This window comes from Silvimonas sp. JCM 19000 (genome assembly GCF_054652575.1).
Genome location: NZ_BAAIHC010000004.1, coordinates 244,358 through 266,032, shown reverse-complemented (window position 1 = coordinate 266,032; position 21,675 = coordinate 244,358). Strand labels below are relative to the sequence as shown.

The 21,675-nt window shown below is 59.7% G+C and carries 19 protein-coding genes; 9 read left to right on the top strand and 10 right to left on the bottom strand.

Annotated elements, in window-relative coordinates; all coding sequences use genetic code 11:
- Window positions 1–10: 10 nt before the first annotated feature.
- From ACYQ1A_RS06290 to ACYQ1A_RS06260, 7 genes are all read right to left on the bottom strand, one after another.
- The gene (locus ACYQ1A_RS06290) at window positions 11–1,150 is read right to left on the bottom strand and encodes an ABC transporter ATP-binding protein (protein ID WP_499361075.1); all 1,140 of its coding nucleotides are present in this window, start codon (window positions 1,148–1,150) and stop codon (window positions 11–13) included.
- A gap of 163 nt (window positions 1,151–1,313) precedes the next feature.
- Complete coding sequence (locus ACYQ1A_RS06285; protein WP_499361073.1) at window positions 1,314–2,348, bottom strand: polyamine ABC transporter substrate-binding protein; 1,035 nt, start codon at window positions 2,346–2,348, stop codon at window positions 1,314–1,316.
- Between the two features lie 267 nt (window positions 2,349–2,615).
- The gene (locus ACYQ1A_RS06280; protein ID WP_499361072.1) at window positions 2,616–3,995 is read right to left on the bottom strand and encodes an aspartate aminotransferase family protein; all 1,380 of its coding nucleotides are present in this window, start codon (window positions 3,993–3,995) and stop codon (window positions 2,616–2,618) included.
- Window positions 3,996–4,039: 44 nt separating this feature from the next.
- On the bottom strand, window positions 4,040–5,374 hold the full coding sequence (locus ACYQ1A_RS06275; protein ID WP_499361071.1) for a glutamine synthetase family protein: 1,335 nt from the start codon (window positions 5,372–5,374) through the stop codon (window positions 4,040–4,042).
- 129 nt (window positions 5,375–5,503) lie between these two features.
- Window positions 5,504–6,304, bottom strand: a complete 801-nt coding sequence (locus ACYQ1A_RS06270) for a gamma-glutamyl-gamma-aminobutyrate hydrolase family protein (RefSeq protein ID WP_499361069.1) — start codon at window positions 6,302–6,304, stop codon at window positions 5,504–5,506.
- 151 nt (window positions 6,305–6,455) lie between these two features.
- On the bottom strand, window positions 6,456–7,550 hold the full coding sequence (locus ACYQ1A_RS06265; protein WP_499361067.1) for an AraC family transcriptional regulator: 1,095 nt from the start codon (window positions 7,548–7,550) through the stop codon (window positions 6,456–6,458).
- 558 nt (window positions 7,551–8,108) lie between these two features.
- Window positions 8,109–9,893, bottom strand: coding sequence for an FAD-dependent oxidoreductase (locus ACYQ1A_RS06260; RefSeq protein WP_499361065.1), 1,785 nt, complete (start codon window positions 9,891–9,893; stop codon window positions 8,109–8,111).
- A 149-nt stretch (window positions 9,894–10,042) separates the two neighbouring features.
- Here ACYQ1A_RS06260 and ACYQ1A_RS06255 point away from each other — a divergent pair, with 149 nt between their 5' ends.
- Window positions 10,043–10,969, top strand: coding sequence for an oxidoreductase (locus ACYQ1A_RS06255; protein ID WP_499361063.1), 927 nt, complete (start codon window positions 10,043–10,045; stop codon window positions 10,967–10,969).
- A gap of 33 nt (window positions 10,970–11,002) precedes the next feature.
- Here the strand turns inward: ACYQ1A_RS06255 and ACYQ1A_RS06250 are convergent, their stop codons facing one another.
- The 3 genes from ACYQ1A_RS06250 to coaBC all read right to left on the bottom strand — a co-directional run bounded on the left by ACYQ1A_RS06250 (window position 11,003) and on the right by coaBC (window position 13,106).
- Window positions 11,003–11,266 (bottom strand): hypothetical protein, encoded by a 264-nt coding sequence (locus ACYQ1A_RS06250; protein ID WP_499361062.1) that lies wholly within the window; start codon window positions 11,264–11,266, stop codon window positions 11,003–11,005.
- Window positions 11,267–11,411: 145 nt separating this feature from the next.
- The gene (dut, locus tag ACYQ1A_RS06245; protein WP_499361060.1) at window positions 11,412–11,861 is read right to left on the bottom strand and encodes a dUTP diphosphatase; all 450 of its coding nucleotides are present in this window, start codon (window positions 11,859–11,861) and stop codon (window positions 11,412–11,414) included.
- Between the two features lie 48 nt (window positions 11,862–11,909).
- A complete protein-coding gene (gene coaBC / locus ACYQ1A_RS06240; RefSeq protein WP_499361059.1) occupies window positions 11,910–13,106 on the bottom strand; it encodes a bifunctional phosphopantothenoylcysteine decarboxylase/phosphopantothenate--cysteine ligase CoaBC in 1,197 nt (398 codons plus the stop codon).
- A gap of 106 nt (window positions 13,107–13,212) precedes the next feature.
- On the opposite strand from coaBC, the gene radC reads away from it, so the two are divergent.
- From radC to ACYQ1A_RS06200, 8 genes are all read left to right on the top strand, one after another.
- Entirely contained in the window at window positions 13,213–13,887 is a 675-nt protein-coding gene (radC, locus tag ACYQ1A_RS06235) for a RadC family protein (RefSeq protein WP_499361057.1), read from the top strand.
- 97 nt (window positions 13,888–13,984) lie between these two features.
- Entirely contained in the window at window positions 13,985–15,010 is a 1,026-nt protein-coding gene (locus ACYQ1A_RS06230; protein WP_499361055.1) for an SPM autocatalytic domain-containing protein, read from the top strand.
- Between the two features lie 95 nt (window positions 15,011–15,105).
- Window positions 15,106–16,074 (top strand): hypothetical protein, encoded by a 969-nt coding sequence (locus ACYQ1A_RS06225; protein ID WP_499361053.1) that lies wholly within the window; start codon window positions 15,106–15,108, stop codon window positions 16,072–16,074.
- Window positions 16,075–16,348: 274 nt separating this feature from the next.
- Window positions 16,349–17,566, top strand: coding sequence for a branched-chain amino acid ABC transporter substrate-binding protein (locus tag ACYQ1A_RS06220; RefSeq protein ID WP_499361052.1), 1,218 nt, complete (start codon window positions 16,349–16,351; stop codon window positions 17,564–17,566).
- 450 nt (window positions 17,567–18,016) lie between these two features.
- Entirely contained in the window at window positions 18,017–18,946 is a 930-nt protein-coding gene (locus tag ACYQ1A_RS06215; protein WP_499361050.1) for a branched-chain amino acid ABC transporter permease, read from the top strand.
- Window positions 18,947–18,967: 21 nt separating this feature from the next.
- On the top strand, window positions 18,968–20,119 hold the full coding sequence (locus ACYQ1A_RS06210) for an ABC transporter permease subunit (protein WP_499361048.1): 1,152 nt from the start codon (window positions 18,968–18,970) through the stop codon (window positions 20,117–20,119).
- Entirely contained in the window at window positions 20,112–20,882 is a 771-nt protein-coding gene (locus tag ACYQ1A_RS06205; RefSeq protein ID WP_062222756.1) for an ABC transporter ATP-binding protein, read from the top strand. Before ACYQ1A_RS06210 ends, ACYQ1A_RS06205 begins: the two co-directional genes overlap by 8 nt.
- Window positions 20,879–21,592 carry an ABC transporter ATP-binding protein gene (locus ACYQ1A_RS06200; protein ID WP_499361046.1) on the top strand — a complete coding sequence of 238 codons (714 nt, stop codon included), beginning with the start codon at window positions 20,879–20,881 and terminating at the stop codon, window positions 21,590–21,592. The genes ACYQ1A_RS06205 and ACYQ1A_RS06200 overlap by 4 nt, the downstream gene beginning before the upstream one ends.
- Window positions 21,593–21,675: the final 83 nt, after the last annotated feature.

Sequence of the window (21,675 nt, the reverse complement as noted above, 5' to 3'; positions counted from 1 at the left end):
GTCGCCCTCCTCACTTGGTCAGCACGGTGACGGCATCGGGCGCCCAGCTGACGAATACTTCTTCGTCATACGAGGGCGGGTCGACATTGTCGAAGGTCAGCGTCGAGACATTGGCCATCACGTTTTTGCCCGAAGCCAACATCACGTGATACAGCGTGTAGCTGCCCATATAGGCAATATTGCAGACCTTGCCCGCCGCCACGTTGGGTGCGTTTTCCGGTGCGCTGCGCGTCAGCCGCACGCGCTCCGGCCGCACCGACAAGGTGACCGGCATGCCCAGCGGGCCGGTAATGCCGTGGCTGATAAACACCGGCTGCGGCAGCGCGGCGCATTCCACGTAAATGTGATCGGGATTGTCGACGGTCACGTTGCCGTCAAACAGGTTGGTGCTGCCGATAAAGGCGGCGCTGAAGCGGGTATTGGGGTACTCATAGACTTCGTGCGGCGTGCCCAGCTGCACGATGCGACCTTCCGACATCACCGCCAGCCGCGTCGCCATGGTCATGGCTTCTTCCTGATCGTGCGTCACCATCATGCAGGTGACACCCACCTTGTCGAGAATATTGACCAGTTCGATCTGGGTGCGTTGGCGGATCTGCTTGTCCAGCGCCGACATCGGCTCATCCAGCAGCAGCAATTTGGGCCGTTTGACCAGGCTACGCGCCAGCGCCACGCGCTGTTGCTGGCCGCCGGATAACTGATACGGCTTGCGCTTGGCGTACTTGCTCATCTGCACCAGCTCAAGCACATCCGCCACGCGTTCATCGATCTCACGCGGACCGATTTTCTCTTGCTTGAGGCCAAATGCCACATTGGCCGCCACGCTCATATGCGGAAACAAGGCATACGACTGGAACATCATGTTCACCGGGCGCTTGTACGGCGGCAGCGCGGCCATGTCTTCGCCATCAATGATGATGCGGCCCGACGTGACTTCTTCAAAGCCAGCCAGCATGCGTAGCAAGGTGGATTTGCCACAGCCCGAACTGCCCAGCAGCGCAAACAGTTCGTTGCGCGCCACGCTCAGATTGACACCGGCGACCGCGGTGGCCTCGCCGAACTTTTTAACCACATCCACCACACGCACAAACGCGTCGGCGTCCGATATCGTGCTGGCATGGTTCAGGGCCTGGGCTTGAGCTGCATTCATGATAGGGGGGTCAACCTTTTAACCTTGATTGCGGAAATAACGCGCGCAGACGTCCCCGGACGAGCTTCTGCAACGAAGTCGCCTGCGCGGCGGTGCTACGGTTTTGCGGGAATGACCGGTACGCAGGCGGTGATGGCCCGCGCACCGTCAAAACATCAGGCGTTTAGCGACCTGATTTGAATTGCGCCCAGAGCCGGTTTTCCAGCCGCAGGATTTCGGCCGGTTGCGGCTTCATCAGGAACAGCGTTTTGGCGACTTCAGGCGGCGGGTAAACGGCCGGATCATTGGCCACATCCGGCTTCACATACTTTTTGCCTTCGAGGTTGGCGTTGGGATAGAACACCTCGTTGGTAATTGCGGCATGCACTTGCGGGGTTTCGATGTAGTTAATCCATTTGAGCGCGGCTTCCGGATGCGGGGCGTCTTTCGGAATCGCCATGGTGTCAAACCAGATGCCGGCGCCCTGATGCGGAATGAAATACCCGATCTCGTAGGATTTACCGGCTTCTTTGGCGCGATGTTTAGCAATGGTTACGTCACCGGACCAACCAAACGCCATGCAGATATCGCCACCGGCCAGATCATTGATATAACCCGACGAATTGAACTGCCCGATATACGGACGGATTTTCTTGAGTAATTCAAAAGCTTCCTGGTAATCGGCCGGATTAACGCTATCCGGATTCTTGCCCATGTATTTAAGAACATTGGGGAAGATTTCCGAACCCTGATCCAGCATCGAAATACCGCAGGATTTAAGTTTTGCGGCGTATTCCGGTTTGAACAGCAAATCCCAGTTAGCCAGATCCACATCTTTGCCCAGGATAGCGCGCACCTTAGTGACGTTAAACCCGAGGCCATCCGTGCCATATGCCCACGGCACCAGATACTGGTTGCCGGGGTCAGCGCCGGCAATCAAGGCCATCAGGGTGGGGTCAAGATATTTAAGATTGGGGAGCTTGGATTTATCCAGCTTCTGGAAAATACCGGCCTGTATCTGTTTGCCGGCATAGCTGCTGGTTGGCACCACAATGTCGTAACCAGCGCGGCCAGTCAGCAATTTGGCCTGCAAGGTATCGTCGCTATCGTAAACGTCGTATTTGACCTTGATATTGTTTTCTTTTTCAAAATTCGGGATGGTGTCTTTGGCGATATAGTCCGACCAGTTATAGACATTGAGCACCGAATCAGCGGCCATGGCGGGCGCCGTACAACAGAGGGCCAATATGGCCAGACTGCCAGAAAGCTTGCGCATCATTTCCCTACTCCCACAGGAAGATCTATTGAATGAATTCCGGACACAAGCCGGATCGCGACATTGACTACCCAAAACAAAAACCGTTGTTGTGCGGATTAAATGCATATGGCGGCGCATTTAAGCCGCCCGGTCACGCCTTGCCCCACCCGCGTGCCGGGTTTGCTACCCCGTATTGCCGTCGCGTCCGGGCCTGAGCCCCGCCGCGCTTTAATAACCGAGGCCTTCTGCCGTCAGCCGGATGCAACGCGCGGCTTTTTCGACCAGTTCATCAATTTCGCTGCGGCTGATCACCAGCGGCGGCGACAGCAACATCCGGTCGCCGGTGGCGCGCATGATCAGATTGTTGGCAAAGCAATGGTCGCGGCAGATCAGGCCGATATCGCCGCCGTTCTCAAAGCGTTTTTGCGCCTGCGCGTCCGGGCTGAACTGCATGCCTGCCACCAGGCCGTGGCCCTGGATTTCCCCGATGATGGGCGATGCCGCCAGCGCCTCGCGCAGGCTCTTCTGAAAATACGGACCGGTATCGGACTTCACCGTGTCGATCACGCCGCCGTCGCGCAGGATGGCGATATTCGCCAGTGCAACGGCCGCCGCCACCGGGTGCCCGGAATAGGTCAGCCCATGGTTGAAGTCGCCGCCCTCGATCAGCGCTTGCGCCACATGATCCTGGATGGCCACCGCGCCCATCGGCACGTAGCCACTGGTCAAGCCTTTGGCCAGCGTCATCAGATCGGGTTTAAAGCCGAAATGCTGATGCGCAAACCATTCGCCGGTGCGGCCAAAGCCACCGATCACTTCATCGGCCACCAGCAACACCTGGTATTTGCGGCAGATGCGTTCAATTTCGGGCCAGTAGGTTTCCGGCGGAAAAATCACCCCGCCTGCGCCCTGGAACGGCTCGCCGATAAAGGCGGCGACATTCTCGGCCCCCAGCTCCAGAATTTTTGCTTCCAGCTCGGCAGCGCGCGCCAGGCCAAACTCGGCTGGCGTCTGGTTGACCGCCTCGCCAAACCAGAATGGCTGGCCAATGTGCACGATGTTGGGCACGCGGCTGGGCATCTGTTCGTGCATATAACCCATGCCGCCGAGCGAACCTCCGGCAATGGTCGAGCCGTGATAGGCGTTGTGGCGTGATACCACATAGCGCTTGCTGGCCTGGCCTTGGGCGGCCCAGTACTGATGCACGATGCGCAGTACCGTGTCGTTGCCTTCCGAGCCACTGTTGCAATAAAAAAAGTGATTGAAGCCTTCTGGCGTCAGCTGCGCCAACTGGTGCGATAACTCGATCACCGGCGGGTGCGTGGTCTTGAAGAAGGTGTTGTAGTACGGCAGTTGCAGCATCTGTTGTTGTGCCGCGTCGGCCAGCTCATGGCGGCCATAGCCGACATTGACGCACCACAGACCGGCCATGCCGTCGATGATCTTGTTGCCTTCGCTATCCCACAGATACACGCCTTCGGCGCGCGTAATCACGCGGCTGCCCGCGCGATTGAGCGAGCCCATATCCGAAAACGGATGCAGATGGTGGGCGGCGTCCAGTTGTTGCCATTGCTGCGTACTGCGCGTGCTGATGGTCTGGTTCAACATGATGATTTTTCCTTGTGTCGGGCAGAGTCGTTGGAAGTGAGCGCTTAGACGTACAGCAACAAATGGCGCCGCTCCCACGAACTGATCACTCGGAAAAACGCTTCATACTCCGTCTCTTTGACGCTGGTGTAGGCATCAACAAACGTCTGGCCCAGCACACTGGCGATATCCTCCGACCCACGCATCAAGGCAATGGCGCTTTCCAGATTGCGCGGCAATTCATACGGCATGTTGTAGGCATCGGTACTGATCGGCTCGGTCGGTTCCAACTGCTGCACCATGCCGAGGTAGCCCGCCGCCAGCGTGGCAGCGATGGCCAGGTAAGGATTGGAATCGACGCCTGCAATGCGGTTTTCTACGCGACGATTGGCCGGGCCCGACATCGGCACGCGCAGGCCGACGGTACGGTTGTCGTAACCCCACTGGATATTGATCGGCGCAGCGGTAAAGCGGCTCAGCCGGCGGTAGCTGTTTACAAACGGCGCAAAGATCGGCATCAGCGCCGGTACATAGGCTTGCAGACCGGCGATGTAGTGATAGAACAGCTTCGATTCTTTGCCATCGGCGTCGCTGAAGATGTTTTCGCCGGTTTCGGCATCCACAATGCTCTGATGGATATGCATGGCCGAACCGGGCTCGTTTTCCATCGGCTTGGCCATAAACGTGGCGTACATATTGTGGCGCAGCGCCACTTCACGCACGGTGCGCTTGAACAGGAACACGCGGTCGGCCAGATCGAGTGGATCGCCATGCAGAAAGTTGATCTCCATCTGCGCCGCGCCCACTTCGTGGATCAGCGTATCGACTTCCAGATTCTGTGCTTCGCAATAATCGTAGATGTCTTCAAACAGCGGATCGAACTCGTTGACCGCTTCAATCGAATAAGCCTGGTGGCCCACTTCCGCGCGGCCCGAGCGGCCTACCGGCGGTTGCAGCGGGATATCCGGATTCTTGTTGACGTCGACCAGATAGAACTCCAGCTCTGGCGCTACCACCGGTTTCCAGCCGCGTTCCTTGTACAAGGCCAGAATGCGGCGCAGCACGTGGCGCGGTGCAAATTCAACCGGCGAGCCGTCGAAATGCACGCAGTCATGGATGACCTGGCAGGTCGGGTCCACGGCCCACGGCACCAGGCGGATGGCTTCCTCGTCGGGCACGCAGATCATGTCGGGGTCGGTGACGCCGGAGACCGATTCGTCTTCCGGATAATCGCCGTTGACGGTCTGGAACAGCACGGCGGCCGGCAGGCGCATGTTTTCGCCGGCCTCAAACTTGGCACGCGGAATAATCTTGCCGCGGGCGATACCGGTCATGTCCGGCACCACACATTCCACTTCAGTAATACGATGTTCGCGCAAAAAATCGGTGATCTTGTCCATCTGGATGGTTCCTGGTTTCAGGGCCCATATCGGTGGTTACAGTCCATCTGACACAACAGAATGCTTAAACCACGGATATCGAACTCTTTGATTACGACCCATGCCGTAATCCGCCTCATGTACTGCTGATCAAGCTGCCACTGGTTGCGACAGTCGTGCTGCCCTCCTCGCTACACAGGCCTCGCCAAACGCGCCAAACAGCGCCAGCGAAACCGGGTTATCGGCATAACGCCATTCGGGATGCCATTGCACGGCAAAGGCAAAACTGGATGCTTCGGGCACGCTGAAGGCTTCGACCAGGCCATCCGGCGCAATCGCCTCGGCCCGGGCACGCGGCGCCAGCGTCTGCACGCCCTGGCTATGCAAGGAATTGACCGTGATTTCGCTAGCACCCTGCAACCACGCCGCCAACTTGCCGCCGGCCACCACGCTAACCGGGTGCGCCGGGCCGTATTGGGTATCGAGCGGGTCTTCGTCCCGCTCTTTGTGCATCATCATTCCGGCGACTTCGTGCACGCGCTGATGCAACGATCCACCCAGTGCCACATTCATTTCCTGGAAACCGCGACAGATGCCCAGCACCGGCACGCCCGCGGCAATGGCAGCCTTGATCATCGGCAAGCTATTGGCATCGCGATCCGGATCATGCAGCGTGCCGGGCGCACTGGCCGGGCCAGCGTAGTGATGCGGTTCAACGTTGGAATAACTACCGGTAAACAACAGGCCATCCACCAGCGCCAGCGTTTGCGCAAAATCCTGTTGCGGGGACAACACCGGCAGCACGATGGCGAAGGCGTGGGCGCCACCGACGACGGCGGCGATATATTTGTGACCCGCCGCGTGGAAGCCATGCGCGCCGATCTGCTTGAGGTCGGCGATCACGCCTACGACGGGTGCATTACTGGAAGATGGAACTTGCGCTTGCATCATGGGGCACACCGGTTGTTGTTCAGCCGCCCGGCGCGCCTGTTGATGAACAGCCCATCAATCAGTTACGCGCTGGAGCGCTTTGCGTCCTGCGAGCGACGCCGTTGAACCCATTGTGCCTGGGCCGCCTGTGGCCCTTGGAGAGCGAAACCGGTCAGCCAGGAGATAATTCCGGCCAACTTGTGCTGGCCGAAATAATCCGCTGCGGTGCCGGGGTAGCGCGGTAGTCGCTGGGGCAGCGACCGGTCCAGCGGCGGAAAGCATGGCGGAAGCTCGCCGTCTCACTATAGCCAAGCCGTTCGGCGATTTCCGCCACCGGCAGGCTGCTGCCAGACAGATATTCCAGCGCCTTGTCACGCAACACCTGGTCGAGCAAATGCTGGAACTTGACGCCTTTTTCGTCGAGCCGCCGGCGCAAGGTGCGCTCCGACATATACAACTCGGCCGCCACGTTATTGAGCTGGTTGTAGACCAGCGGATCGGAATACATCAGCCGCAGCGCGCGCGAAATCACATCCAGCGTATTGCTGTTCTGCCAGCTGCGTTGCAGTTGCTGGCATTGCTGCCGCATCACGTTGTAGCTGAACGGATCGGCCAGCGGCAGCGCCATATTCAATAGCTCAGCCGGAAAATGCACCGCGCTTTGCGTGCGGCCAAAATAAGCCGGGCCACCAAAGGTCTGCCGATACGCCGCCGCGTGCTCCGGCTTGGCGTGGCGCAAAGTCACACAGTCGGGCGCAATCTTGTCGGCCATCACATCACAGACCACGGCCCACAAGGCGGCCAGACACATATCGGTATTGAGAATTTCCAGATCGGCGCGGTACTGATAGTTACTGACCGCCAGCGTGGCGCCGTAACCCTCCACGCTGAGCGAAATATCAAAATACGCCCCGAACAGCAGCGGAAAGTCGAACAGGCATTCCAGCGCATCGGCCAGCGTGGGGCTGACCAACATGGCGTAGCCGAGCAAGCCAAAGCTGGAGACGCGCAAGGCATTGCCTATCTGCAAACCCAGCGTAGCGTCGCCCGTCAGATCGAGCGCGTTGCCGGCGACGATCAATTCCTGGGCCTGCGTCACCATCATGGTGGTGTCTTGCAGATCGGAGACCGCAATGCCGCTGCCGGCCAGTACGGCTTCCGGGGGGATGTCGCGCCGCCCGGTCAGGCGCGCGATGGTCGAAATGGTTTGTAAGGTCGACGGCACCAATGCCGCCTGTTTTTGCACACATGAGCCCGCGTTTTTCATGCTCCAGGTCCCTTTTTTTTGGCGTGTCGAAGTGCGGCGCCAGTGAGAGGGACTCCCGGCAGGCCTGACACTTCTTCCCCTTGCCGCGCATGCGCTGGCGTCGGGACGCTTCCATCCAGTCTGTTGTGCGTTGAGCTGTGCTTTTTTTGTGTTTGTGTATTTTTTCCGTGGCAGCCCAAGTTCTAACCCCTGCGTTGGGGTTCCGGCAATGACGCCGGTGCAGGCTGTCGCCTTGGCGCCACGTTACGGTTTGATGATGGCAAGAAGCATGCCAGCGGGCGCGGCCACAGACAGTGTTGTATTTTTGTCAGAAACGCGCCAGTTTGGTGCAACGCGGCACGCGGCGGTGCGCATAGGGTGGGACTCGGCGTCCCCGTCAGGACCCACCACTCGAAGTGGCATGCCAAGATCGCGCACGTGACGACAGGCTTTGAACAGGCGTTCTTGGCGAGGGGCTGCACCGCTCCATCGCATGCGTTGAAAACATGGTTTGTCAGGATTGCGTCCGTGACACCTGGCTTTGAATGGTGGGTACAGACGGGGACGCCGAGTCCCACCCTATGCAGTGGTCACCGCCTGCGCCAGGTAGGCGTGGATTTGCGCGACAACGCCTGCGCCCTCGCCCACGGCGGCTGCCACGCGCTTGGTCGACCCCGAGCGCACGTCGCCAATGGCAAACACGCCACGCACCGACGTTTGCAAAGCGTAGTCCGGGCCGCTGGCCTGGGTAGCCACTGCGGCACCGGTCGGCACAAAGCCTTTGCTATCGATCTCTACTTCGCAATCGCGCAGCCAGTCGGTATTGGGGTCGGCGCCGATAAACAGGAACAGATGGCGCACCGGCAGCGTGGCCAGATCCAGTTCACCGTGGTCACCATGCGTTTGATAAGCCACCCCGGTCAGGCCGTGTTCATCACCAATCAGCGCACAGATATCTGCGCGCACATGCAGCGTGATATTGGGTTGCGATTCGATGCGCTCGATCAGATAGCGCGACATGCTGGCGGAGAAATCAGCGGCCCGAATAAAAATGTGCACATGCCTGGCATGCGTGGCCAGGAACACCGCCGCCTGCCCGGCCGAATTGCCGCCGCCCACCAGCATCACGTCTTCATCACGGCAGAGTTTGCCTTCGACCGGCGACGCCCAGTAATACACGCCGCGACCTTCAAAGCGTTCCAGATGCTCAATGCGCGGACGCCGATAGACCGCGCCACTGGCCACCACCACCGTGCGCGTGGCAATGCGGCGGCCGTCGCGTAATTCAAGTTGCAGCGGCGTTTTCTGGCAATGCAGCGCTTTGACTTCCAGCGGGATGGCCAGATGCGCGCCAAACTTTTGCGCCTGCACAAACGCGCGCCCGGCCAGCGCCTGGCCCGAGATACCGGTGGGAAAACCCAGATAATTTTCGATGCGCGAACTGGCACCGGCCTGGCCGCCGGGCGCACGGCATTCAAATACCGCCACCGACAAACCTTCCGAGGCCGCGTACACCGCCGCCGCCAGACCCGCCGGGCCCGCGCCGACCACGGCCACATCGTAAACATGGGCCGGATCAAACTCCGGCAGCAAACCCAGGTGGGTTGCCAGCTCGCCTTCATCGGGCGCGCGCAGCACCGTGCCATCCGGGCAGATCACCAAAGGGTATTCGCTGGCCTTGGGCGTAATACGTTCCAGCAGCAATTTGATATCGGCATCTTCGTCCGCTTGCATCACGGCGTGCGGATAGGCATTGCGGCGCAGAAAACTCTGCAGATTATGCAGCCGGCCGCTGGCCTCGCCGCCCACCAGCACCAGGCCGCGCCCTTTTTCGATCAAGCCAACCCGGCGCAAAATCATTGCGCGCATAATGCGCTCGCCCAGATCGGCTTCAGCCACCAGCAAGGCGCGCAGCCGCTCGGGCGACACCAGCCACACCTCAACGTGGCTGAGTGCAATGCCTTCCACCAGCGCGGGCTTGCCCGAGAGCTGGCCGACTTCCGCCATAAATTGCCCGGCGCCCTGCTCCACCACCACGCTGACATGACCCAGACCATCCCGCGTGACGATCTGTACATTGCCTTGCAGAATCACAAACAGCCCCGGACCGGGCAGCCCCTGGTGGTACAACACATCGCCGCTGGCATAGCTGCGCCGCTCGCCAAAGCGCTCAATGCGACTGATGTCGTGCGCGCTCAGCACCGGAAACATCTGGTGCTTGCGCGACTCCAGCGGCGAGTACGGCGCTTCGGGGGCGGCGGCGGGGATGGGGTCGGGCGCCATTTCGGTCAGGGCGGCGATGGTAGCCGGTTGGGCGGCGGGCGCCCACGGGTCGTTCAGGTTTCCGGGCTGGATCGGCGGCATGGAGGGGCTCCTTGACTGGGTCGTTGCTTACTATAGTTGCCCGGCGCAAATACAGCCTCCGCCATCCGGGGCACGGCGCGAGCGGGCATTTGCTTTATGCTCGTCAGCACGCCGCCAGCCAGCTACGGCGATCAAGGGAAAACCAGCATATGAGCGCATGGCGCCAGCAAGATATTCCGCCGCAAACCGGCCGACACATACTGATCACCGGCGCGACCGGCGGCCTGGGGTTCGAAACCGCCCTGGCCCTGGCAGGTGCCGGGGCCGAGGTGCTACTGACCGGCCGCAACGCCAGCAAAGGTGCTGCAGCGCTCGCCCGCATCTGCCAGCAACACCCGGCTGCGCGCGTGCAATTTGCGCATCTGGACCTTGCCAGTCTGCATTCGATCCGTGACTTCGCCGCAGCACAGCGCGAGGCCGGCAAGCCGATTGATGTGCTGATCAATAACGCGGGCGTGATGATGCCGCCGCAACGTGCCAGCACGGTGGACGGCTTTGAATTGCAACTGGGGACCAACTACCTGGGGCATTACGCGCTAACCGCCTGGCTGTTGCCGGTGCTGCGCGCTGGTCAGCACGTACGGGTGGTCAATCTGGCCAGCGTGGCACATCGAGGCGCGCGGATTAACTTTAACGATTTGCAGGCGCAGCGCGGCTACCGCGCCTGGCGCGAGTACGGGCAATCAAAACTGGCAATGTTGCTGTTTGCGCTGGAACTGCAACGGCAAAGTCAGCGTCTGGGCTGGGGAATAGACAGCATGGCAGCACACCCGGGTTATGCCAGCACCGATCTGTTTCATAACGCGTCGGGCAACGACAGTTGGCTCAAGCGCATGACGACGCTGGTCCAACCGTGGGTTGGCCACTCTGCCGCAGCGGGCGCCTTGCCGACCTTGTATGCAGCCACTGCAGCCGCCGCTCAAGGTGGCCAGTATTACGGGCCGGATGGCTGGCAGGAATTAAAAGGCAATGTGCATCCAGCGCGGGTAGCGCCCTATGCCCGCGATGAGACCGTCGCGGCACGGTTATGGCAAATCTCGGCCGAACTGACCGGGGTAAGGTGGCCCGGCAACTAGCGCCACCTCGCCCCGCAGAAGCCCGCATTGCGCTCAGTGCAGTTGCTTGCGCATGCCGATATCGGTGACCACGCCGCCCTGGTCCATGCGTACATACATGCCCACCAGGCGTTGGCCATCGCGTTGCAGTTCGGGCTGCAGCGCAGCGATATCGGTGCTGTGCAACCAGCGGATACCAAAAGCGGATTCATCTTTTGCCTGCTGGACCAGGTGTTCGATGATCGCCGCCGGCACACGCAAGACTTGCTTGTGAATGGAAGCAGAATCGGTCATACGGAAACGGGTGGTTGCTTGCATGGCGGGCTCCTGAAGTCGTCATATAGAACAATCGTTCTACAAACAATAACCAGGCCCCGAGATCGTCGCAAGCATTATTTGCTGAACGAACGTTCTGCAACCACAAAAACCGCTGAACGGTCGTTCACCATGGCGCAAAGCGGCATCACGCCGTGCCGGTGCTGCCAAAGCCGCCTTCACCGCGCGTACTTTCTTCAAACGAATCAACCACATTCAGCTCAACCTGCACCACCGGCACCACGATCAACTGCGCAATCCGTTCCAGCGGCTGGATGGTAAACGCCTGGCCGCCGCGGTTCCACATCGAGACAAACACCTGGCCTTGATAGTCCGAATCGATCAGCCCGACCAGATTGCCCAGCACGATGCCGTGCTTGTGGCCCAGCCCCGAGCGCGGCAGGATCATTGCGGCCAGACCGGGATCAGCCAGGTGGATCGCCATGCCGGTCGGCACCAGCACGGTAGCGCCCGGCGCCAGTTCCAGCGGCGCGGCCAGGCAGGCGCGCAGATCCAGTCCTGCGGCACCCGCCGTGGCGTAGGTTGGCAGATTGTCTTTAAGGCGTTCATCCAGAATGCGGATATCGAGAGTGCTCATCTTTGGGGGGCCCTGGTTTAGCGGTGGGTCGATTGATCGGGTTATTTATTAAAGTGCGGTGGGATGGTCTGCGTCATACAGCCGGGCCAGATGCTTGATCAGCTGGCGCGCAACATCCAGCTTGGGCGCACGCGGCACGCGGTGCTCGCCCGCGTCATCAAGCAGGATCAGCTCGTTGTCTTCGGCGCCCATGGCGTTTTGCACCAGGTTGGCGGCCAGCAGCGGCAATTGTTTGCGTTTGCGCTTGGCCTGGGCGTATTCGATCAGGTTCTCGGACTCGGCGGCAAAGCCGACACAGAACGGCGGACGCGGACGGCAGGCCACGCTGGCCAGAATGTCCGGATTGGGCGCCAGTTCCAGCGTCAGGATATGCGCGTCTTTTTTGATTTTTTGCTCGGACTGGTTCAGCACGTAGTAATCGGCGACCGCCGCCACACTGATAAAGATGTCCTGCGTATCGATTTCGGCGTTGACGGCATTGAGCATGTCTTGCGCGCTTTTTACATCGATGCGACGCGCGCCCGGCGGCGTAGCCAGTGCGGTTTCGCCAGCCACCAGCGTCACCGTCGCGCCGGCTTCCCACGCCGCACGGGCAATGGCGAACCCCATCTTGCCCGAGCTGGTGTTGGTAATGCCACGCACGGCGTCGATGCGCTCAAACGTGGCACCGGCCGTGATCAGCACCTTGCGACCTTCCAGCACGCGCGGCTGAAAAAACGCTTCCAGATACTGCACGATGGTTTCGGGTTCGAGCATGCGCCCCAGCCCCACTTCGCCGCAGGCCTGGTCACCGCTATCGGGGCCGCACACCTGCACGCCGTCGGCTTTGAGTTGCGCTACATTGCGCAGATTGGGCGGGTTTTCCCACATCTGGCGGTTCATGGCCGGCGCCACCAACAAGGGGCAATCGCGCGCCGCGACCAGCGTGGTGAGCAGATCGTCACACAGGCCGGTCGCCACTTTGGCGATGAAATCAGCGGTGGCCGGTGCCACCAGCACCACGTCGGCGCCACGGGTCAGATCAATGTGCGACATATTGTTGTCGATGCGCGCATCCCAGGCATCGGTAAACACCGGTTTGCCCGACAGCGCCTGAAAGGTGACCGGCGTGACGAACTGCGTGGCGGCCGCGGTCATCACCACCTGGACTTCATGTCCGCCCTTGACAAGCAGCCGGGTCAGCTCGGCCGCCTTGTAGGCAGCCACGCCGCCGGTGACGCCAAGAACGATCTTTCTGGGCTTCATAAATATCCTTGTTTGTTCCACCGCAAACTTGCTGCGGGTTGGCATTGCTGGTCTGCGCGAAGTGTAACAGGCTCTGCCCTTTGCTCAGACCCCCAGGAGTTTTCCGATGCATATCCTTGCGTGGCCCTCGGCCGAACGTCCGCGTGAAAAGCTGATCCAGCGCGGTGGTAGCGCATTGTCGGATGCCGAACTGCTGGCGATTTTTCTGCGCGTCGGTGTGGCGGGCCATAGCGCGGTTGATATTGCGCGCCAGATGCTGCAACGGTTTGGCAGTCTGAACGGCATTTTTGCCGCCAGCCAGGCCGAGCTGTGCAGCATCGCCGGCATGGGCGAAGCCAAGTTTGCCCAGCTGCGCGCGGTGCTGGAACTGGCGCGCCGCACCTTGCGCGAGCAAATGCAGCAAGGCGACGCGCTAACCCATCCGGCCGCAGTCAAAGATTATTTGCGTCTGCTATTGCGCCAACGCAAGGTGGAGTGTTTTGTTGCCGTGATGCTCAACACGGCGCTGCGGGTCACTGCGGTGGTCGAGATCTCGCAAGGCAGCCTCAAACAGGCACATGTCTATCCGCAAGAAGTGGCGCGCCAGGCGCTGTTGCATCACGCCAGCGCAGTGATAGTGGCGCACAACCACCCTTCCGGCCGCGCCGAACCGTCCATGGCCGATATTGCGCTGACCAGCACGCTGAACCAGTCGCTCAAATTGCTGGACATCCAGTTGATCGATCACTGGATTGTGGCCGGTGAGCATCTGGTGTCCCTGGCTGAACTGGGCGAATTCTGATTGCGCTTGCGACCATTCATCGTCCATTGCACGACGTCTGCCTCAAGCCGGTCTGATACATGCCGATACGTCGTGATAACAACGACCGGCCGCACCCATGCGTATCAGCCTATCCCAAGTCGATCTGGCTTCGACCCATAGCCAGAGCAGCAGCCAGTTTTCGACGGCCAACTATCATTCCGAGTCGCTGTTGCTCACCACGGCGGCGGTGAATATGGAGCAGGACACGCGCCACATCCAGATCTCGGAGGCGGCGCGCAAAACTGCCGAAGCCAAAGCGCTGGCGCAGGCCACCCAGGATTCAACCGGCGACCCCAAGCTGGATTTGCTCAAGGCCATACTCGAGCACATTCTTGGCCACAAGATCAATTTCATCAAAGCAGGCAGCGGCACGGACAGCGACGCTAATGCGGCGACCAGCGCCGACGCCGAAGCCAGCGCCAGCGGCTCAGCCGGTTTCACGGCCAGCGCCAGCATGACCAGCAGCGAGAGCGAGTCCACTGACTTCAGCGCGCAAGGCACGGTGGTGACGGCAGACGGCCAGCACATCCAGTTCTCGGCCGAACTCTCGATGGCAAGCCAGCACACCTCGACGGTTTCGTTGGGTATCACCCAGGGCAACGGCGGCTCGCGGCTGCATGACCCGCTGGTTATCAATTTTAATGGCAGCGCCGCGCAGTTATCCGATCAGCGCTTTGGCTTTGACCTGCTTGGCACCGGCCAGACCAATCAGGTGAATCTGCTCAAGAGCGGCTCGGGTTTCCTCGGGCTGGACAGCAATAACAACGGCCGCATCGATAACGGCAAAGAGCTGTTTGGCACGCAAAGCGGCGATGGTTTTGCCGACCTGGCCAGATACGACAGCGATGGCAACGGCTGGATCGACGAAGGGGATCCGGTCTACGCCCGGCTGAAGGTCTGGCTGAAAGACGCCAGCGGCGCGGACAAAGTGATTTCGTTGGCGGATGCCGGTGTTGGCGCAATTTATCTTGGCGCAGCCAGCACCTCGTTCGACCTGAAGGACAGCAGCAATGCACTGGCTGGCCGCATCCAGTCCACCGGGGTGTATCTGAATAACAACGGCAGTGTCGGCACCATACAGCACGTTGATCTCAGCATTTGATCAACGGTCCTCAAGCCAGGCCGATACATGCCGATACAGTGACATAACAACTGCACAAGCCCTCCCCCATGCGCATCGATCAATCCGGACTGGCCATGCAATCTGCATGGAGCACGCAGTCCACGCAGCATTTCAGCGGCACCTATCAGACTGATGCCAGCGCATTGGGTACTGGCACGTCCGGCGCGGCGGCGGGTTCGGCGCTGGACGGCGGGGCCGGCAGCAGCCATGTGCAGATTTCGGACCAAGGCCGCAAAGCGGCCGCCAGTGATGGCACCAGCGCGACCGATGCCAACAGCCAGATCGGCGCGCAAATGGATGCCTTCAAAGGCCTGATGGAAAAGATGCTGGGTGTCAGCATCAGTTCGATGAACTTTGACGGCGATGTGAGCGAGAGCGAAAGCAGTGGCGCCTCGGTCAACGCGGTGGCGGGTCGCAATGGCTACGCCGCGCAAGCCACTACTTATGCCAGCAGCAGTTATCAATTAGCAGCCCAGGGCACTTTGACCACAGCCGATGGCCGCACTTTTGAGTTTTCCGCTGCACTGAGCCTGAGCGTTTCTTTGCAAACTACCGCGGGTATCAGTAACAGCTACGGCAACACTTACGATAATGGCGCGGATGCCAGCAGCAGCAGCCTGCCGCAATCCACCGATAGTGGTGCGTGGCAAAACACCCAGGCGGCAAATAGCCAGGCGGCCAGCCCGGATTATTCCAAAGCCAAAGTGACGCACAGCGATCTAGATGTGCTCCAGTCACTGCTGCAAAACGATAGCGATCAGAACAAAGCTGCGGTCAAGTCGCATCACGGTCCGTTTACTGCCTTGTTTGATGATCCGCTGCTGCAGCAGCTGTCGGTGTGGCTCAAAGGTTACAGTGGCGGTGCCAGCGCGCAGTCCAGCACCAGCAGTAGTGCCGCCGCCCCGGCTACAGCGGCCGCCAGCCCATCCGATGCGGCCAGTGATGCACAAAAAGACAGCACTGCACCCAATGCAGTCAGCTCCAGATATATGAAGCTGGACGACAACCAGGGCGGCGCCAGAACGCTGAATGTTGCTATATAAAGCAGTGGCCCCCAAAGCCGCACCGCTGTGGTGCGGCTTTTTTATTGTCTGTTGCAAGCAAACAGCGCTGTTGCATACATGCCAACGCGGTCGCATCCGGGAAAACCAGTATTTGACACAGCGAAACGCGCCTACTCATTATCGATCACCTTAACGGCGGCATTACGACAGTGCACGGTTCTTGCTTCATCAAACTGACGTGATGCCCTGTTCGGCATTCATATCATTCAGACGATCAAATCGCACAATCACGATCAGATAGGGGATCAAGCTTATGACTATCGCGCGTTACAGCCTTATTGCAGCGGCCATCGTTGGCCTGGCGGCTTGCGGCAAGCAAGAAACCGCCACGCCCGACGCTTCGGCGCCTGCCGCTTCTGCTCCGGCAGCTGCTGCCGCTCCGGCCGGCGGCGACGCTACCACCGTCAAGATCGGTCATGCTGCCCCGCTGACCGGCAACATTGCCCACCTGGGTAAAGACAACGAAGACGGCGTGAAGCTGGCTATCGACGAAATCAACGCTGCAGGCGGCGCCGATATTGGTGGCAAGAAAGTCAAATTCGAGATGGACTCCGAAGATGACCAGGCTGACCCGAAAACCGCCAACACCGTGGCACAGCGCTTTGTTGACGAAAAAGTCGTGGGCGTGATTGGCCACTTGAACTCCGGCACCACCATCCCCGCTTCCAAGCTGTATGCCGCTGCCGGCATTCCGCAAATCAGCCCGTCCGCCACCGCCGTGGCCTATACCGCCGCTGGCCTGAAGACCGCCTTCCGTGTGATGGCTAACGATGCGCAACAGGGCAAAGTGCTGGGCGAATACGCCGTCAAGAAACTGAGTGCCAAGAAAGTGGCCATCATCGATGACCGCACCGCCTACGGCCAGGGTCTGGCTGATGAATTCGAGAAAGCCGCCAAGGCTGCCGGTGGCGAAGTGGTTGGCCGTGAATTCACCACCAACCAGGAAACCGACTTCAACGCGATCCTGACCTCGATCAAGGGCAAAAAGCCGGATCTGATTTTCTACGGCGGCATGGACGCACAAGCTGGCCCGCTGAAAAAACAAGCGCACAAGCTGGGCATCGACGCCAAGATCATGGGCGGCGACGGCACCCAGACGCCTGAGCTGATCAAGCTGGCGGGTGATGATGCTGAAGGCATGGTGTCTTCGTCGCCAGGCCAACCGAAAGACCAGTTGCCGGGCGGCAAGGAATTCCTGGCCAAGTTCAAGCAGACCTTTGGCCAGGACGTGCAGCTGTACGCACCGTATTGCTATGACGCCGTGAAGGTCATGGTCGAAGCCATGAAGAAAGCGGGCTCGACCGAACCGGCCAAGTACCTGCCGGAACTGGCCAAGATCCATTACGACGGCGTAACCGGCCCGATCGAATTCGACGAAAAGGGCGACATCAAGAACGGTGCCATCACGCTGTACACCGTGAAGGGTGGCAAGTGGGAAGTGCTCGAAATCGTGCAAGGCGCAGCCAAATAAGGCCGCGCTTGAAACTGGAAACGGCAGCCGCGCGCTGCCGTTTTTATTGGTGCTGCGGCCAGCCCCATGCTGACAAGCTGCGGTATCGGGCTGGGCTGCCCGTGTGAGCGGCAGTTTGCGCTGTAAGCGTGGCAGGCGGCACGTATCGTGCTTGAACTGACGGGATGGCCCCGGCAAGCGCAGCGTTTGCCCATCGCAAATATCCGCGTTTGAATGTAAGGGAAAGTGGCAAGTTTTCGCATATTTGCGATACGGGTAAGTTCATGGCCGCAACTGTTATGGTACAAATCATCCGCCACTGCACCCGTCGAGCCCCGCAAGGCTGGCCACAAGCCGCTACGCAGCCAGCCCGGCGCAGGCCATCACGATCTGTTGCCTGTGTGTGACCCGACCGGGACATCACATACGGCCCCGTTTTAAGCAGCCAAGTAGCAGTCCAGGGAGGACCGATTGGATATCTTTCTGCAACAAATCATCAATGGCCTGGTGATCGGCAGTATTTATGCGCTGATCGCGCTGGGTTACACGATGGTGTACGGCATCATGCAATTGATCAATTTTGCCCATGGCGAAATCGTGATGTTTGGCGCCATGGTCACCATTACCTGCATCAACGTGCTGGTGGGCAACCACATCAGCTTGCCGGGCCCGCTCATGCTGGTGGCCGGTCTGGTCATGGCCATCCCCGTTTCGATGCTGTTGGGTTTTGCGGTGGAACGCATCGCCTACCGCCCACTGCGCCGCGCACCACGCCTGGCCCCGCTGATCACGGCCATCGGGGTGTCGATCGTGCTGCAACAAGTGGCATCGTTGATCTGGGGTCGCAGCTATCGCCCCTTCCCCAACATCCTGCCGCAAACCGTGCATAACTTTTATGGCGCCGCAATTACCGATCTGCAGGTAGCCATCATCATCCTGGCCATCGTGTTGATGGGGGCGCTGTTCTACATGATCGAACGCACCCGCCTTGGCCGCGCCATGCGCGCCACCGCGCAAAACCCCGAGGTGGCTGGCCTGATGGGCGTCAATATCAACAGCGTAATCTCGATGACCTTTGTGACCGGCTCGGCGCTGGGCGCAGTGGCTGGCGTGATGGTTGCCGCCAACTACGATCAGGCACATCCGTATATGGGCTTTCTGATCGGCCTGAAAGCGTTTACCGCTGCGGTACTTGGCGGCATTGGCAACCTGCAGGGCGCGGTGCTGGGTGGGATTACGCTGGGCATTATCGAAAGCCTGGGCTCGGGTTATCTGGGTGACCTGACCGGGGGCTTTTTGGGCAGCAACTACAAAGACATCTTTGCCTTCCTGGTGCTGATCCTGGTGCTGGTGTTCCGCCCGTCCGGCTTGCTGGGCGAGCGCGTTGCAGAACGTGCGTAACCGGGTCTGAAAGGAATCAACATGCATTTTGCTTTTCTGAAGACGCCGCGCCAGCGCCAGATTGCGCTGTTCATCTTTGCGGCGGTGTTGCTGGTGTTGCCCTGGGCTTTGGGCGCCACATTCAGCAGCGCCAATTCCTGGATCCGCGTGATCGACTTTGCCCTGCTGTACATCATGCTGGCGCTGGGTCTGAACATTGTGGTGGGCTTTGCCGGCCTGCTTGATCTGGGCTACATCGCGTTCTATGCGGTGGGCGCTTATATGTACGCCATTTTCAATTCGCCGCAGCTGCAGGCGGTGATGCCCTTGTGGCTACAACATCCGCCGTTCTTGATCATGATCGTCATCTGCGGTCTGGCCGCCTGCGTATTCGGCATACTGCTGGGCACGCCGACGCTGAAACTGCGCGGCGATTATCTGGCCATCGTGACGCTGGGTTTCGGCGAGATCATCCGTATCTTCATGAACAACCTGGACCGCCCGGTCAATATCACCAACGGCCCGCAAGGGATCGATAATGTGGCACCGGTGCATTTCTTTAATTACACCTTTGCCAAACCCATCGACTTTCTCGGCCTGCGCTTTGAGCCGGTGTATCTGTACTACTACCTGATTCTGGCGTTCTGCTGCCTGATCATCTTTGTGACCAGCCGTTTGCAATATTCGCGCATCGGCCGTGCCTGGGTGGCCATCCGCGAAGACGAAATCGCCGCCAACGCCATGGGTATCAATACCCGCAACGTCAAATTGCTGGCCTTTGCCATGGGCGCTTCATTTGGTGGGGTATCGGGGGCGTTGTTTGCCAGCTTCCAGGGCTTTGTCAGTCCGGAATCTTTTGTGCTGATGGAATCGATCATGGTGTTGTGTATGGTCGTACTCGGCGGCATGGGCAATATTGCCGGGGTGATCCTGGGCGCGATTCTGGTCTCGGTGGTGCCGGAAATCCTGCGCGACGTGATCAACCCGCTGCAGCAGGGTCTGTTCGGCCGCAAGATCGTCGACCCGGAAAACCTGCGCATGCTGCTGTTTGGCCTTGCCATGATCATCATCATGCTGGTCCGCCCCGAAGGGCTGTGGCCGTCTCGTCGTCGTCGCGCCGAACTGCACCCGAGCGCCACGATTTCTGAACAGGAGAACGCCGGTCTCCAGGACGCGGAGCGTACTCATGGCTGAAGTATTACTGAGCATCGAAGGCATCCATAAACGCTTTGGCGGTCTGCATGCGCTGAACGACGTGGGCCTGACCATCAATAAAGGCGAGATTTACGGTCTGATCGGCCCCAATGGCGCGGGTAAAACCACGCTGTTTAATGTGCTGACGGGTTTGTATCAGCCGGATGAAGGTCGCTTCAACTTTAATGGCCGCAATCTGTTTCGGCAGAAACCTTATGTGGTGGTGGAAAGTGGCATCGCGCGCACTTTTCAGAACATCCGCCTGTTTGCCAATATGACCGCGCGCGAAAACGTGATGGTCGGCCAACATGTGCGCACGCATGCCGGCGTGTTTGGCGCCGTGTTCCGTGGCCCACGCACCCGCAAGGAAGAAGCCGCCATTCGTGCGCGCGCGGATGAACTGCTGCGCTATGTCGGCATTGAGCGCCACGCCGACGAGGTGGCCCGCAATTTGTCGTACGGCGATCAGCGCCGCCTTGAAATCGCGCGCGCACTGGGCACCAATCCTACCCTGCTGGCGCTGGATGAACCGGCGGCGGGCATGAACCCGAAAGAAACCGCAGCGCTGAAATCGCTGATGGAAAAAATCCGGGCCGATGGGGTGACCATTCTGCTGATTGAACACGACGTCAAATTGATGATGGGCTTGTGTGACCGCATTGCCGTGCTCGATTACGGCAAGAAAATCGCCGAGGGCATTCCCGAAGCCGTGAAGAATGATCCGCGCGTGATCGAAGCGTATCTGGGAGTCGCACCCGAATGAGTAGCTTGTTACAAGTAAAAAACCTGCAGGTGGCCTATGGCGGCATCCATGCAGTCAAAGGCATTGATCTGGATATCCAGCAGGGCGAGCTGGTGGCGCTGATTGGCGCCAATGGCGCGGGCAAAACCACCACGCTCAAGACGCTGGTGGGCATGATCAAACCGGCCGGGGGCGAGATTCTGTACCAGGGCCAATCGACGGCCAAACTACCCTCGTATGCCTATGTCTCGCAGGGACTGGCCATGGTGCCCGAAGGCCGCGGCATTTTTTCGCGACTGACCGTGGAAGAGAACCTGCAAATGGGTGCTTACACCCGCAATGACAAAGCCGAAATCGCCAAAGATCTGGAGCGGATTTATCACCTGTTTCCGCGTCTTAAGGAACGGCAGAAGCAATTGGCGGGGACTTTATCGGGCGGTGAACAGCAAATGGTGGCGATGGGCCGCGCCATGATGAGCCGTCCCAAATTGCTGTTGCTGGACGAACCCTCGATGGGGTTGGCGCCGATTATCGTGCAGAAAATTTTTGAAATCATCCGCATGATCGCAGCCGAGGGCGTAACCATGTTGCTGGTGGAGCAAAACGCCAAGCTGGCTCTGCAAACGGCCAATCGCGGCTACGTGATGGAATCGGGCAAGATTACGCTGGCCGATTCCGCCGCCAATCTGCTGGCTAACGAACGCATCCAGCACGCCTATCTGGGTGATTAACGCCCAGTGAACGCCACAACCGGAGCCGGAATGCTAATCTGCATCCGGCCCCGCCCCAAGGCCGCTGCCATAGCGGCCTTTTT